A 13,892-nucleotide genomic window follows, 5' to 3' on the forward strand; every position below is an offset into this window, starting at 1 on the left:
ATCGCGCGGCAATCAGCGCCGCACGATCGCCAGCACGTCGTCCAGCAATGCGGCGGCGGTGACTTCCGCGCCGGCGCCCGGCCCCTGGATCAACAGCGGCTGGGCGTGATACCGATCGCTATGAATCGCCACCCGGTTGTCGGTCTGCGCGCCGCCCGCCAGCGGATGGTCGCGCGGCAGTACACGCAGCCCGACCGACGCACCGTCGTGATCGAAGCCACCGACGAAGCGCAGGCATCCACCCTGCTCGTTGGCCTGCTGCCAGTAGTGCTGCAGCGGCGCATCCAACAGCGACAGGCGGGTCACCGCATCCGCCGCCGGGAGCGCGGCGAGCGCATCCGGTACCAGCGAGGCGACCTGTACCTGCTCGGCGCGCAGTGCGATGCCGCTGGCGCGCGCCAGGATCAGCAGCTTGCGACGGACATCTTCACCGGAGAGATCCACGCGCGGGTCCGGCTCGGTGTAACCGGCGTCGGCGGCCTCACGCACATACGCGGAGAACGGACGTTGGCCATCGTAGTGATGGAACAGCCACGCCAGCGAACCGGACAGCACGCCTTCCACGCGGTGGATGCGGTCGCCACCGGCAACCAGTGCGCGCAGGCTGCTCAGCAACGGCAGGCCAGCACCGACCGTCGCACTGTCGCCGTAGCGCGCGTCGCCCTGCTGGCCGCTGTCGGCGATGGCCTGGGCACGGGCCAGCTGGGCCCCCTGGCCAAGCTTGTTGGCGGTCACCACATGCACGCCACGCGCCAGCCACTGCTCGTGCCAGTTGGCGACCTCGTCACTGGCCGTCGCATCGACCACCACGTCACCGCGCTGCAGGCCCTCGGCTTCCGCCCAGGGCTGCAGTGTCACCGCACCGCGTGTGGCCAGGTTGGCCTGGGCAAGTTCGTGCGCGGGGGCCTGTTCGCAGGTGCGCGCCGTGCGTGAATTGGCCAGCCAGGAAAACGACGGCAGCGTGACGCCACGGTGCTGCAACGAGGCATACCGTTCCACGAAAGCGGTGCCGACCGTGCCGGTGCCGAGCAGCGCCAGTTTCCGGTTGGCAACCAGCGGCAGATTCAGCACCGCGCTCATGCATCCACCTGTTTACGGCGCTGCACGTCGCGGTGCTGATCGATCACGACCTGGGCGCGTTCCAGCCCGGCCTGCAGATCGGCCACCAGGTCTTCCGGCGATTCAATGCCGACCGACAGGCGCAGCAGCCCTTCGCTGATGCCGGCATGCGCGCGCGCTTCCGGGGTCATCGCTGCATGGGTCATGGTCGCCGGGTGCGCGACCAGGCTCTCGACGCCGCCCAGCGATTCGGCCAGGGTGAAACAGCGCAGGCCATCGACGAAGGCGCGCACCGCCGCGTGCGGATCATCGCCCGGGCACGAGGCCAGTTCGAAGGACAGCATCGCACCGAAGCCGCTCTGCTGGCGCGCCGCGATGGCATGGCCGGGATGATCGGCCAGGCCGGGGTAGTACACGCTGGCCACCGCATCGCTGGCGGTGAGCAGATCGACCACGGCCACCGTGTTTTCCTGGTGCGCGCGCAGCCGTGCACCGAGCGTGCGCAGGCCACGCAGGGTCAGGAACGCATCGAACGGCGAGCCGGTCAGGCCCAGTGCGTTGGCCCACCACACCAGCTGCTCGTGCACCGCCGGATCGCGCGCGACCACCGCGCCGCCGACCACATCGCTGTGCCCGTTGATGTACTTGGTGGTGGAGTGCAGCACCAGGTCGGCACCGAAGCTGATCGGCTGCTGCAGCGCCGGCGACAGGAAGGTGTTGTCGACGACGACCTTGGCACCGGCCTTGTGCGCGGCGTCGATGACGAAGCGCAGATCGGTGATGCGCAGCAGCGGGTTGGACGGGGTTTCGATCAGCACCAGCGTCGGCGACTGCGCCAGCGCATCGGCCAGCGAACGCGGATCGGTCAGGTCGGCGGTGATCAGGCCGAAATGGCCCTTCTTCGCCAGCGCGTTGAACAGGCGCCAGCTGCCGCCGTACGCATCATGCGGCACCACCAGGGTATCGCCGGGCTGCAGCAGCGCATTGAGCACCAGGTTGATCGCGCCCATGCCGGTGGACGTGATCACGCCACCGGCGCCCCCCTCCAGCTCGGCCAGCGCTTCACCCAGCAGATCACGGGTGGGGTTGCCGCTGCGCGTGTAGTCGTACTGGCGCTTGTTGCCGAAGCCATCGAAGCTGAAGTTCGAGGACAGCACGATCGGCGGGGTCACCGCGCCATGGGCGGTGTCACGGTCGATGCCGGCACGCACGGCGGCGGTGACACGGCTACAGGACGGCTCGGTACCAGCGGAACGGCTCATGCGGTTTCTCCGGGGGATCGAAAAGCGGTGGCGAGGATCGCGTCGATGCGATCGGTTTCTTTCAGGAAGGCGTCGTGGCCATACGGCGAGCGCAGCACGCGCAGGCTGCCGCGCGGGCCCAGCCCTTCCACCAGACCGACGCAGTCGGCCAGCGGGACCAGGCGATCGCCTTCCACGGCAACCACGACGGTCGGCACCTGGATGGCGGCCGGGTCGATGCGGTGCAGGTCGATCGATTCGGACAGGCGCAGGTAGGCATCGACCGGGGTACGGGCGACGTACTGCGCACCGGCGGCATCCAGATAGTCTTCAGCGGCGACGCGCACGCGGCCATTGACCACTTCCGGCGCGGCGTCGAAGCGTTCGCCGAATTCTTCCGGCGTGCGGTAGCTGAGCATGGCGAACTGGCGCGCCAGCGACAGCCCGTGGCTTTCGGCGCACTGCAGCTGGCCCAGCGCGACCGCGCGACGCTGCAGCGCGCGCCAGGCGGCGGCATACGGATGCGGGCGGTGCGCGCCGCTCACCGCGATCAGCTTCTGCAGGCGCTGGCGGTGACGGAGCGCGAACTGCTGGCCAACCAGCGCCCCGTAGGAGTAACCGACGAAGCACTGCAGGCGAACGATGCCGAGATGATCGAGCAGCAGGGCCAGCGCGTCGGCCTGGTCGGCGGTATCGATCGGCAGGTCCAGCGCGCCGTCGGCACCAATGAAATCGAACGCCAGGATGCGCAGCGAGGCAGGATCCAGCGCGCGGCCCGGGGCCACCAAGCCTTCGGCCCAGCCCTTTTCCGGGAATTCGGCATTGGCCGCCACGTGGCGGTGGGCGGAGATGCCACCGGCCAGCACCACCACCGGCACCTCGGCGCGGCCCACGATTTCGTAGCGCAGTCGCACCGGCCGCGGTCCACCGTGACGCATCGACAGCACCGCCGCGATATCGCCGCGCACGGCGTTCAGCCCGGCGTCGACGGGGACGCTGAGCGGGGCGAAAGTTTCGGTGGCAGCAGGGGCGGCGGTGGCGAAGCTCATGGCGGTATCCAAAGGAGGAAAACGGCCATCGAGCTTTCGCGGAGCTCGCGTTCGAAGCGCACGCACGGTGCACGGTTCGAACCATCTTTCGGAAGACACCAACGGTCTCCGCAGGATTTGGCACCTACGCAGGGTCGCTTTCGCGTCTGCGGGCTGCCCCGGCTTCAAAGGGCCTGTCCCTCTGCCGGTCTCGATGGTGCAGCCACGATGCCAGCGCTTTTGGCTGATGTCAATCCCTTCATCGGCATGAAGAGATATATATTCCAGATCATCATCAGTCACGCATACTCCAACTCCCCTGCTTACCGGCGAATGCCTTGCGCTGCCTGCGTCTGCCCGTACTGACCGTGTTGATCCTGCCGGCGCTGAACGCCTGGGCCGGGCCGGGCGCGAACTGGCGGGACGGCTGGCGGATCGACCGTCCAACGGCGGCCACCTCCGTCCAACCGGCCGGTGAGGCAGGTGCGCCGGCCTTGGCGGTGCTGACCCTGGAGGGGGAAGGCGACCGTTGGCAGGCACGCGTCGACAACCGCCTGGCGGGGCCGGTCCAGGTGGCACTGGCGTCCTCACCCGGTGCCCCCGCCCTGCCCGGGCTCCCCCTGCAGACCGTGGTGGCCGGTTCGGCTAGCGTCGTGGTGGTCCACGTGCAGCCGCCGGCCGGCACGACGACGATCCGGCTGGCGCTGACCGCCGTTCCCGGCGATCCCACCGCCCGCCCGCAGGACGTGGCCTACCAACTGCCGTTTGACGCCGCCCGCATCAAAGTCAGCCAGGCGCCGCAGGGCCGTTTCAGCCACGGCGACGCGGAAAACCGCGACGCCATCGACTTCGCGCTGCCCGAGGGCACGGCCGTGCTTGCGGCGCGGGCGGGAACCGTCATGCAGGTCCAGGCCGGTTTCCAGGGCAATGGGCAGGACCGCGACCACGATCTGGGCCGGGCCAACCTGGTGCGGGTGCTGCACGAGGACGGCAGCATGGCCGTGTACGCCCACCTGCAGCACAACGGCGCGCTGGTCCGCCAGGGCCAGCAGGTCCAGGCCGGGCAGCGCATCGGCCTCTCGGGCAACACCGGCTTCAGCGCCGCGCCGCACCTGCACTTCGCGGTCCAGGTCAATGCGGGGATGCGGCTGCGCTCGATTCCCGCCCGGATTGTCAGCCCGCAGGGCGAGCTGCACTTCGCCCGCACCGCCGATGAGACCGGGGCGTCCGCCCTGCCCTGACCCCGGCCACGCCCGCCCCCGCTATACTGGGCGGCTCATCTCCATGAAAAGCGCCCCGGGCGGGCGCGTCACGCCATGTCCGAAGTCGCTACCGAAGCTGCGCGCCGCCGCACCTTCGCCATCATTTCCCACCCTGACGCCGGCAAGACCACGCTGACCGAAAAGCTGCTGCTGTTCGGCGGTGCGATCCAGATGGCCGGTTCGGTCAAGGGACGCAAGGCCGCGCGCCATGCGACCTCCGACTGGATGGCGCTGGAAAAAGAGCGCGGCATCTCGGTGACCTCCTCGGTGATGCAGTTCCCGTACGAAGGCAAGATCGTCAACCTGCTCGACACCCCCGGCCACGCCGACTTCGGCGAGGACACCTACCGCGTGCTCACCGCGGTGGACTCGGCGCTGATGGTGATCGACGTGGCCAAGGGCGTGGAAGAGCGCACCATCAAGCTGATGGAAGTCTGCCGGCTGCGCGACACGCCGATCATGACCTTCATCAACAAGCTCGACCGCGAGGGCAAGGAGCCGATCGATCTGCTGGATGAAGTGGAAAGCGTGCTGGGCATCCAGTGCGCGCCCGTGACCTGGCCGATCGGCATGGGCCAGCGCCTGAAGGGCGTGGTCCACCTGATCAGCGGCGAAGTGCACCTGTATGAGCAGGGCCGCAACTTCACCCGCCAGGATTCGACGATCTTCCCCTCGATCGATTCGCCCGGGTTGGCCGAGAAGATCGGTGAGCGCATGCTGGCCGATCTGCGCGACGAGCTGGAGCTGGTGCAGGGCGCCAGCCATCCCTTCGACGTGGAGGCCTACCTGGCCGGCAAGCAGACGCCGGTGTTCTTCGGTTCGGGCGTGAACAACTTCGGCGTGCAGCCGCTGCTGGACTTCTTCGTCGAGCACGCGCCCTCGCCGCAGCCACGCGCCACCACCGGCCGGGTGATCGCGCCGGAGGAAAACAAGCTGACTGGTTTCGTGTTCAAGATCCAGGCGAACATGGACCCGCAGCACCGCGACCGCGTCGCGTTCATGCGGGTGTGCTCGGGCCGTTTCGTGGCCGGCATGAAGACCTTCCATGTGCGCACCGGCAAGGAAATGAAGCTGGCCAACGCGCTGACCTTCATGGCCAGCGACCGCGAGATCGCCGCCGAGGCGTGGCCGGGCGATGTGATCGGCATCCACAACCACGGCACGATCTCCATCGGTGACACCTTCACCGAAGGCGAAGCGGTCAGCTTCACGGGCATCCCGAACTTCGCGCCGGAACTGTTCCGCCGCGCACGCCTGCGCGATCCGCTCAAGCTCAAGCAGCTGCAGAAGGGCCTGGCGCAGCTGTCCGAAGAGGGCGCCACCCAGTTCTTCCGCCCGCTGATGAGCAACGACCTGATCCTGGGCGCGGTGGGTGTGCTGCAGTTCGATGTGGCGGCATACCGCCTGAAGGATGAGTACGGGGTGGAAGCGACCTTCGAGCCGGTCAGCGTGACCACGGCGCGCTGGGTCACCTGCAGCAACGAAAAGAAGCTGGAAGAGTTCCGCGAGAAGAACGCGGGCAACCTCAGCATCGACGCCGCCGGGCAGCTGGTGTACCTGGCACCGACCCGGGTCAATCTGCAGCTGGCCCAGGAACGCGCGCCGGACGTGCGCTTCGCGGCGACGCGCGAAGCGGCGCACAGCGTCTCGGTCGGCTGATCGCGCGACCGCGCTGCCGGCTGAACAGGCGCGCGTGCATGCGCGCGCCATCGCGGCGATGATAGGGGGGAGCGGGCTCCCCCTCCCCGCATCTCCCATCATCGCCATGACCTCTGTCGTTTCCGTTCGAGAAGAAATCGCCAGCGCCCTGACCCACGGGCTTGGCGCCGTCGCTGCACTGGCCGGTAGTGCGGTGCTGATCACCCTGGCCGCCATCTATGGCGACGGCTGGCAGTTGGCCAGTGCGATCGTGTTCGGGGTGGCATTGCTGCTGTTGTACACAGCCTCGACGCTCTACCACGCGATCCAGCATCCGATCGCGAAGGGCCGGCTGAAGGTGTTCGATCACTGTGCGATCTACCTGCTGATCGCCGGCACGTATACGCCGTTCACGCTGATTGGCCTGCGCGGCCCCTGGGGCTGGGGAATGTTCACCGCGATCTGGGCGCTGGCGCTGTTCGGGGTGGTCTTCAAGTTGTTCTATACGGGCCGGTTCAAGCTGCTGTCGACGATCATCTATATCGCGATGGGCTGGATGGTGATGGTGGCGATCAAGCCGATGTGGAACTCGTTGGATGCGTGGACGCTGGGATGGCTGTTGGCCGGCGGCGTGTTCTATACGTTGGGGACGGTGTTCTATCACCGGGAGTCGGTGCCGTATTCGCATGCGATCTGGCATCTGTTCGTGATCGGCGGGAGTGTGTGCCACTTCGTTGCGGTGACGGCGCAGATTCTCTGAGTGCTGTTTTCTGCCAGGCAAGTGCGACGGCACCCGGACCAGCGAGAGCGCTAGCACTAGGACTAGCAACGGCAACAGCAACGGCAAGAGCAAGACCAAGAGCGACTCGGGCGTCAGGAATGCGCCAGGCGGGGTCGGCACGGGTGGGTCGGCGGGACACGCCGTGAATCCGTCCCTGGAGGCTCATGTCGCGCCATCCATGGCGCTCATGGTCCCGCCAACCCACCCGCACCGCCCCGCTCACCCTTGGCCGGTGGCCTGAGAAGGTCAGAATCCTGGTTGGACCGGATGCCAAGCATGGCCGACGCACCGCGCTTGGAGCAGTCATCGACAACGGCGGCGCCGACGGTCGACACGCCTCACCCTGACAGTACCCTTACCAATGCTTCGCGTTGCCTGCACGATGCAAGGGCAACCATGGGGATGTGAATACAGTCCCCTCCCCTGCTCCGTCCGATGCCGCTTCTCGTTCCCGCTGGCGCTGGCGCCTTCCCGGTAAGCGTGGGCAGCGGTGGTTGGCGATTCTGGTGTTTCTGTTCGCGGCACTGTTGATCCTGATCGCGTTATGGGACTGGAACTGGTTCAAGGGGCCGGTGGAACGGGCGGTGCAGGCCAAGACCGGCCGGGAGTTCCATATCAATGGGGATCTGGATGTCGATCTGGGCCGGGTGACGACGGTGCGAGGCGATGGGCTGACGTTCGCGAATGCGGCCTGGGCCAAGCAGCCGCAGATGGCGACGGCGGATCGGGCGGAGATCGATCTGCGGGTATGGCCCTTGCTGAGCGGGCAGGTGCGGATTCCGGAGATCCGCTTGACGCGACCGGATCTGCTGCTGGAAACCGCGCCGGAGAAGAATCAGCCGGGCAACTGGGATTTCCTGGGCCCGAGCGACGGTGACCCGCCGGTGCTGCAACGGTTGCTGATCGAGGATGGGCGCCTGCAGTTCCAGGACACGGCCGGCAGGACGGATGTGCTGGTCTCGCTCAACAGCGGCAAGCCGCGGGACAAGGACAGTGGTCCGCCATTGCTGGTCAAGGGCAAGGGACGCTGGCAGGGCAATCCGTTCTCGCTGAATGGCAATACCGAGTCGCCGCTGGAGCTGACCAATACGGGGCATCCGTTCCGCATCCATCTGGATGGGCGCGCGGGGAACACGCATGCGATCGCCAGCGGCACGCTCACCAATCCCTTCCAGCTGCGGGTATTCGATCTGGAGCTGATGCTGAGCGGGCAGGACATGGAGGATCTGTTCCCGCTGATCGGCGTGGCAATGCCGTCCACGCCGCCGTACAAGCTCAAGGGCCGCTTGAAGCGCAACAACGCGGTCTGGCGCTATGAGTCGTTCACCGGCACCGCCGGCGACAGCGACCTGGGCGGGACCGCGCAGATCGATGTCAGTGGCGAGCGCCCATTCCTGACCGCGGATCTGGTCTCCAAGCGGCTGGACTTCGACGATCTGGCCGGCTTCATCGGGGCACCGCCGAAGACCGGTGCCGGCGAGTCGGCCAATGCCGACCAGAAGGCCAAGGCGGCCGCGCTGGCGGCCAGTGCCAAGGTGTTGCCGGACACGCCGTACAACCTGTCCAAGCTGCGTGCGATGGACGCCGACGTGCGCTGGAAGGCGCAGCGCATCAATTCGCCGACGCTGCCGCTGGATGACATGGATGCCCACCTCAAGCTCAATGACGGGCTGCTGCGGCTGGAGCCGTTGAACTTCGGCGTGGCCGGCGGCGACATCCGCAGTACGATCCGCATGGATGCGCGCAAGCAGGCGATCTCCACGCAGTTGCAGGCCACCATCCGCAAGGTGCAGCTGGGCAAGCTGTTCCCTGATGCGAAGCTGGCCGAACAAGCCTCCGGCGGCATCAGTGGCGACGTCAAACTGACCGGCCAGGGCAACTCCGTCGCGGCGATGCTGGGCAGCTCCGATGGCACCGTGGCGGTCGGGATCGGCCGCGGCCATGTCGGCAATCTGATCATGGAACTGGCCGGCCTGGATGTCGCCGAATCACTGAAGTTCCTGTTCACCGGCGACAAGCAGATTCCGCTGCGCTGCGCGTGGGGCGACTTCGGTGTCGACAACGGCGTGATGCAGTCGCGCTCGCTGGCCTTCGATACCACCGATACGTTGATCCTCGGCGAAGGCAAGGTCGATCTGAAACAGGAGCAGCTGGACCTGCTGCTGCGCCCGCGCCCGAAGGACATGAGCATCCTGGCGCTGCGCTCGCCGCTGCGCATCGGCGGCACCTTCAAGGATCCCTCGTTCCGCCCGGACTTCAAGGCGCTGGGCATCCGCGGGGCGATCGCGCTGGCGCTGGGCAGCATCGCCCCGCCCGCCGCGCTGCTGGCCACCATCGAGACCGGCCCGGGCGAGGACAGCAACTGCGGCGGCCGTTACGCCAAGTAAGCGCGGGGCCATCCGGGCAGGGACCGACGCTGCGTCGGCCTGCCCCGCCGCGCGCGGCCACGCTCAACCGGCAACGATGTACTGCTGCAGTTGATCCAGTTTCTGCGCCTGCTCGTCGATGACCGCCTTGACCAGATCACCGATCGAGATCACCCCGAGCACACCCGTGCCATCGACCACCGGAAGGTGGCGGATGCGGTAATCGGTCACCAGCTGCAGGCAGTGCTCGACCTGCTCGCCAGGGGCGACGGTCACCACCTTGGGGGTCATGATCTCGCGGACTTCGGTCGTCCGGGACGAGCGTTCGTGCAGCACGATCTTGCGTGCGTAGTCGCGCTCGGAAAGGATGCCGACCAGTTGCCGGCCCTCCATCACCAGCACCGCGCCGATGCCCTTCTGGGCCATCAACCGGATGGCGTCGATCACCGCCGAGCTCGGGGTGACGGCGAATACCTCAGGGGACTTGCCTTCCAACAGCTGCCGTACCGTGGTCATCTCGCTGCTCTCCACCGATGGGATGCACGGCCGAGTCTGCCACGAACGGGGCCTGCCAGGTGTCAATCAGGTACAGCGGGCGCTGCTTGGATTCCTCGTACAGCCGGCCCAGGTATTCACCAATCAGGCCCAGGGCGATCAGCTGTATGCCGCCCAGGAACAGGATCACCGCCATCATGGTCGGCCAGCCCGCAACGCGGTCGCCGTACAGCGCTGCCTTGGACACCACCACCAGCGCGAACACGAACGCGAACGTCGCTGCGGCCAGGCCCAGATAGGTGGTCACCCGCAGCGGCGCGGTGGAGAATCCGGTGATCCCTTCCAGGGCGAAATTCCATAGCCGCCAGAACCCGAATTTGCTCTCGCCCACCAGCCGCGCATGCCGATGGTAGGGCAAGGCCTTGCGGCGGAAACCCACCCAGCCGAACAGCCCTTTCATGAACCGGTGGCGCTCACGCAGCTGGCCCAGTGCCTGCACAGCGCGCGGCGACAGCAGCCGGAAATCACCGGTGTCGGCCGGGATCGGCGTTTTGGACAACCGCCCGATCACCCGATAGAACGCCTTGGCAGTGGAGCGCTTGAGCCAGCTCTCGCCATCGCGCGCCAGGCGCGTGCCATAGACGTTGTCATAGCCCTGCTGCCACAGCGCGACGAACTCGGGAATCAGTTCCGGCGGATCCTGGCCATCGGCGTCGAGGATCATCACCGCGCCGTCGTCGACGAAATCCAGCCCCGCCGTCAGCGCGGCCTCTTTGCCGAAGTTGCGCGACAACCGCAGTACGCCGACGCACGAATCCGCGGCGGCCAATGCCTGCATGACGGCCCAGGTGGTGTCCGTGCTGCCGTCATCCACATACAGCACGCGGCCGTCGATGCCCTCCAGCCCAGCCAGCACTGCGCGCAGGCGCGGGTGCAGCATCGGCAAGGCGAGCGCTTCGTTGTGGGCGGCGACGACGACGGTCAGGCGAGGGCTGGTCATGCGGCGATTGTAGCGTCAGCCAATTACATGCATGAACGCTCACTCCTCGCCGAGGTACGCCCCTCCCCCGAGCTGCCGGGCCTGCCGCTGGATCCAGGCGGCGCGGCGCTGCACGTACGGGCCGGGCTTGGCCGCGCTGTAACGGCGGGGCGACGGCAGCACCGCCGCGAGCCGCGCACTTTCGGCGGGGCTCAGCCGGGACGCGTCCTTGTTCCAATACTGCTGCGACGCGGCCTGCGCGCCATAGATGCCATCGCCGAACTCGGCGATGTTGGCGTACATCTCCAGGATCCGCGACTTCGGCCACAGCGCTTCGATCAGCACCGTGTACCAGACCTCCAGCCCCTTGCGGATCCAGCTGCGGCCCTGCCACAGGAACAGATTCTTGGCGACCTGCTGGCTGATCGTGCTGGCCCCGCGCAGCCGCCCGCCGCGCGCGTTGTGGTCACGCGCCTTTTCGATGGCCTGCAGGTCGAAACCATTGTGCCCCGGGAAACGCTGATCCTCGGCAGCCACCAGCGAAATCGGCAGGCTTGGCGCCATCTGGTCCAGATCGCGCCAGTGGTAATGCAACCGATAGCTCCAGTCACCCTCCCCCAGCGCCTCGCCGTAGCGCCACAGCATCACGCTGGAAACGGGCGGGTCGATGAAACGCAGGACCAGCACCTGCAGCACACTGAACCCGACGAACAGCACCGGCAGCCACAGCAGGCGGCGCCAGCGCCAGCGGCGCCGCGGTGACGGTTCCAGATCCGGTTCGACCTTGAGGTTGCTGCGCTCTGCCCCCATTACTGGTGCATCCTTTACTTGCACGGTTGTCGGCGCATTATCCGGCAACCGGCACTCCTTTCGCGCAGCCACCGAACCGATGACCGCCCAATCCGACTCCCTTGTTCGTTTCCTGCTCCCCGATGCCGGCGTCCGCGGCGTGCATGTGCACCTCGATGACACCTGGCGGGAGATCCTCTCGCATGCGGTCTACCCGCCGGGCGCCGCCGAGCTGCTCGGCGAGGCCAGCGTGGCCTCGGCGCTGTTCACCGGCCACACCAAGGTCGATGGCCGCCTGTCGATCCAGCTGCGCAGCAACACTGCGATGCGCACCCTGTTCACCGAGTGCACCGCCGCCGGCACCCTGCGCGGCATCGTCCAGCTGGCCGAGGGCGGTGGCGACGCCCCGCGTGATCTGACCGCGCTGGGCGAGGATGCGCTGCTGGCGATCACCATCGAAAACCCCGGCCTGGATCCGCGCGAACCGCAGCGCTACCAGAGCCTGGTCGGCTTGACCGCGGCCGGCCTGGACGAAGCCTTCGAAGACTATTTCCGCCAGTCCGAGCAGTTGCCGACCCGTCTGCTGCTGGCCGCCGATGGCACCCGCGCCGCCGGCCTGCTGCTGCAGAAGCTGCCCGGCGATGAAGGCGACCAGGACGGCTGGTCGCGGGCCAGCGCACTGTTCGAGACCCTGGGCAAGCAGGAACTGCTCGAGGTGCCCGGCCACGATCTGCTGCACCGCCTCTTCCATGAAGAGACGCCGGAACTGCTGGGCGACAAGGCCCTGCGCTTTGCGTGCTCCTGCTCGCGTGAGCGGGTGGCAGGCATGCTGCAGTCCATTGGCGAAGAGGAGGCCCGCGCCGCCGCCGAGCCCACTGGCGCGGTGGAAGTACGTTGCGAATTCTGTGGGCAGGAGTATCACTTCCCGTTGACGGAATTCGACATACTGTTCCGCGAGATGGATGTATCCTCGCCGGCACCTGAACGGCTTCAGTAAACTTGGCAAGCGTTTTGTTCTGGGGAGAACCAAGACTTGTTAAGAAATCATAAACGCCCTAGGATCATGTCCCGCTTCGGCGGGAACTTGTGTTCACTGCGCTTGTCTGAGAGTTCCCATGCATCCCCTTCTGCGTCTACCGCTGGCCCTGATGATCGCCCTAGGCGCGATCCCGGGCGTGCATGCGCAGGCCAAGGGCAAGCAGGACGGCACGGTGCTGCCGGTCTGGAACAAAGGCAGTGGCAAGGTCGAAGCGTTGCTCTACCTGGAACCGACCGGCGAACAGGCCGCAGGGGCCCGCTGGCATTTCGGCCGCAGTTCGCTGGACGCGGCCTTCGGCCTGTCCTCGGGTGACTCGCTGGGTCTGCTGTGCAACAGCAGTCGCGGGACGAGCATCAGCGGATTGGCCAGCCATTGCATGCTGGCGACACTGGGCGATGAGGAAGACAACACGCTCAGCCGCCGCGTCAGTGGCACCGCCGCGTTCAACCGGCCTGGCGGCCGCGTGGGCATCACCGCCGGCAGCGGCCGTGACACCCTGCCAGCCTGGCTGGCCGGCCCGAACAAATCGCCGTCGCTGCGTGCCGAGCAGAACGACCTGACCGTCTTCGGGCAGAAGAACATCGGCCGCGAGGGCTTCGTCTCGATCGGCGGCACCTATGCCAAGGCGCGTCTGGTCCCCATCGCGGACGCCTCGCCGGCGATCGTGGACCGCTGGGACAGCAAGAGCCTCACCATCGGTGCCGGCTATGGCAACTTCAGCGGCAACATCATCGGCCGCGTGGTCGATGTTCCGGGCCAGCCCGGCAAGTGGGAAGGCCTGGGGGTCGGCCTGACCTGGCGCACGCCGTGGAGCGGGCAGCTCACCGTGGGCGCCGAGAACGTGGTCACCCGCGGCAAGAACCCGTTCGCCCCCCGCAACGAGAGCACTGACGAGGGCACCGTGCCCTACGTCCGGTACGAGCAGGATCTCTGACCTGTCTTTGCGACGACCCGTCAATACACGTCACCCGAAGGGCGCCTCCATGAGGCGCCCTTTTTCGTTTGGGCTGGGTGTCAAGGGCGCGCACAGCCCATTCAGGGTGAATTTTTTTTAACAAAGATCTTAACAAATGAGACGTTTTAGACTGCAGGTATCGCTTAAAGCCTTGTATCGCAAAGGCTTTGCCGAATTTCACCTAAATCACATGGAACATTAACGGCTCTTTAATTTTTAGTTGCACGTGGTTACTATCGAGTCAGCTTCACGGATTGGGA

12 protein-coding genes and 1 riboswitch are annotated in these 13,892 nt (G+C 66.9%); of the genes, 6 read left to right on the plus strand and 6 right to left on the minus strand.

Annotated elements, in window-relative coordinates; genetic code table 11:
- Positions 1 to 12 precede the first annotated feature (12 nt).
- Genes C0R07_RS02750 through metX form a run of 3 tightly spaced genes read right to left on the minus strand, consistent with a single transcriptional unit; the run spans position 13 to position 3,349 of the window.
- Positions 13 to 1,080 (minus strand): homoserine dehydrogenase, encoded by a 1,068-nt coding sequence (locus C0R07_RS02750; RefSeq protein ID WP_070471343.1) that lies wholly within the window; start codon positions 1,078 to 1,080, stop codon positions 13 to 15.
- A complete protein-coding gene (locus tag C0R07_RS02755; protein ID WP_070425724.1) occupies positions 1,077 to 2,321 on the minus strand; it encodes an O-succinylhomoserine (thiol)-lyase in 1,245 nt (414 codons plus the stop codon). The genes C0R07_RS02750 and C0R07_RS02755 overlap by 4 nt, the downstream gene beginning before the upstream one ends.
- Complete coding sequence (gene metX / locus C0R07_RS02760; protein WP_102788132.1) at positions 2,318 to 3,349, minus strand: homoserine O-succinyltransferase MetX; 1,032 nt, start codon at positions 3,347 to 3,349, stop codon at positions 2,318 to 2,320. Before metX ends, C0R07_RS02755 begins: the two co-directional genes overlap by 4 nt.
- A gap of 78 nt (positions 3,350 to 3,427) precedes the next feature.
- A riboswitch (SAM riboswitch) is annotated at positions 3,428 to 3,549 on the minus strand.
- Between the two features lie 117 nt (positions 3,550 to 3,666).
- On the opposite strand from metX, the gene C0R07_RS02765 reads away from it, so the two are divergent.
- The 4 genes from C0R07_RS02765 (at position 3,667) to C0R07_RS02780 (ending at position 9,396) form a co-directional block, all read left to right on the plus strand.
- On the plus strand, positions 3,667 to 4,569 hold the full coding sequence (locus tag C0R07_RS02765) for a M23 family metallopeptidase (protein ID WP_083298725.1): 903 nt from the start codon (positions 3,667 to 3,669) through the stop codon (positions 4,567 to 4,569).
- 75 nt (positions 4,570 to 4,644) lie between these two features.
- Entirely contained in the window at positions 4,645 to 6,249 is a 1,605-nt protein-coding gene (locus C0R07_RS02770; RefSeq protein ID WP_070471339.1) for a peptide chain release factor 3, read from the plus strand.
- 106 nt (positions 6,250 to 6,355) lie between these two features.
- A complete protein-coding gene (gene trhA / locus C0R07_RS02775) occupies positions 6,356 to 6,988 on the plus strand; it encodes a PAQR family membrane homeostasis protein TrhA (protein ID WP_051010536.1) in 633 nt (210 codons plus the stop codon).
- Positions 6,989 to 7,413: 425 nt separating this feature from the next.
- Entirely contained in the window at positions 7,414 to 9,396 is a 1,983-nt protein-coding gene (locus tag C0R07_RS02780) for an AsmA family protein (protein WP_102788133.1), read from the plus strand.
- Between the two features lie 63 nt (positions 9,397 to 9,459).
- Here C0R07_RS02780 and C0R07_RS02785 read toward each other — a convergent pair whose 3' ends face one another.
- The 3 genes from C0R07_RS02785 to mtgA are packed head-to-tail and all read right to left on the minus strand — an operon-like array spanning position 9,460 to position 11,659.
- Positions 9,460 to 9,891 (minus strand): CBS domain-containing protein, encoded by a 432-nt coding sequence (locus C0R07_RS02785; protein WP_019185106.1) that lies wholly within the window; start codon positions 9,889 to 9,891, stop codon positions 9,460 to 9,462.
- Entirely contained in the window at positions 9,851 to 10,870 is a 1,020-nt protein-coding gene (locus C0R07_RS02790) for a glycosyltransferase family 2 protein (RefSeq protein WP_102788134.1), read from the minus strand. The genes C0R07_RS02785 and C0R07_RS02790 overlap by 41 nt, the downstream gene beginning before the upstream one ends.
- 39 nt (positions 10,871 to 10,909) lie before the next feature.
- On the minus strand, positions 10,910 to 11,659 hold the full coding sequence (gene mtgA / locus C0R07_RS02795) for a monofunctional biosynthetic peptidoglycan transglycosylase (RefSeq protein ID WP_102788135.1): 750 nt from the start codon (positions 11,657 to 11,659) through the stop codon (positions 10,910 to 10,912).
- A 79-nt stretch (positions 11,660 to 11,738) separates the two neighbouring features.
- On the opposite strand from mtgA, the gene C0R07_RS02800 reads away from it, so the two are divergent.
- Both C0R07_RS02800 and C0R07_RS02805 read left to right on the plus strand, forming a co-directional pair.
- Positions 11,739 to 12,635: an Hsp33 family molecular chaperone HslO gene (locus tag C0R07_RS02800; protein ID WP_102788136.1), complete on the plus strand. Its 897-nt coding sequence runs from the start codon at positions 11,739 to 11,741 to the stop codon at positions 12,633 to 12,635.
- A gap of 151 nt (positions 12,636 to 12,786) precedes the next feature.
- Entirely contained in the window at positions 12,787 to 13,611 is an 825-nt protein-coding gene (locus C0R07_RS02805; RefSeq protein WP_174704343.1) for a hypothetical protein, read from the plus strand.
- Positions 13,612 to 13,892: the final 281 nt, after the last annotated feature.

Source organism: Stenotrophomonas bentonitica, assembly GCF_002887735.1.
In the GTDB taxonomy this organism is placed as follows: domain Bacteria; phylum Pseudomonadota; class Gammaproteobacteria; order Xanthomonadales; family Xanthomonadaceae; genus Stenotrophomonas; species Stenotrophomonas bentonitica_A.

Coding starts and splice junctions, on each gene's coding strand:
- C0R07_RS02750 (WP_070471343.1), bottom strand. CDS start 1,080: ATGAGCGCGGTGCTGAATCTGCCGCTGGTTGCCAACCGGAAACTGGCG.
- mtgA (WP_102788135.1), bottom strand. CDS start 11,659: ATGGGGGCAGAGCGCAGCAACCTCAAGGTCGAACCGGATCTGGAACCG.
- C0R07_RS02755 (WP_070425724.1), bottom strand. CDS start 2,321: ATGAGCCGTTCCGCTGGTACCGAGCCGTCCTGTAGCCGTGTCACCGCC.
- C0R07_RS02805 (WP_174704343.1), top strand. CDS start 12,787: ATGATCGCCCTAGGCGCGATCCCGGGCGTGCATGCGCAGGCCAAGGGC.
- C0R07_RS02790 (WP_102788134.1), bottom strand. CDS start 10,870: ATGACCAGCCCTCGCCTGACCGTCGTCGTCGCCGCCCACAACGAAGCG.
- C0R07_RS02800 (WP_102788136.1), top strand. CDS start 11,739: ATGACCGCCCAATCCGACTCCCTTGTTCGTTTCCTGCTCCCCGATGCC.
- C0R07_RS02770 (WP_070471339.1), top strand. CDS start 4,645: ATGTCCGAAGTCGCTACCGAAGCTGCGCGCCGCCGCACCTTCGCCATC.
- metX (WP_102788132.1), bottom strand. CDS start 3,349: ATGAGCTTCGCCACCGCCGCCCCTGCTGCCACCGAAACTTTCGCCCCG.
- trhA (WP_051010536.1), top strand. CDS start 6,356: ATGACCTCTGTCGTTTCCGTTCGAGAAGAAATCGCCAGCGCCCTGACC.
- C0R07_RS02785 (WP_019185106.1), bottom strand. CDS start 9,891: ATGACCACGGTACGGCAGCTGTTGGAAGGCAAGTCCCCTGAGGTATTC.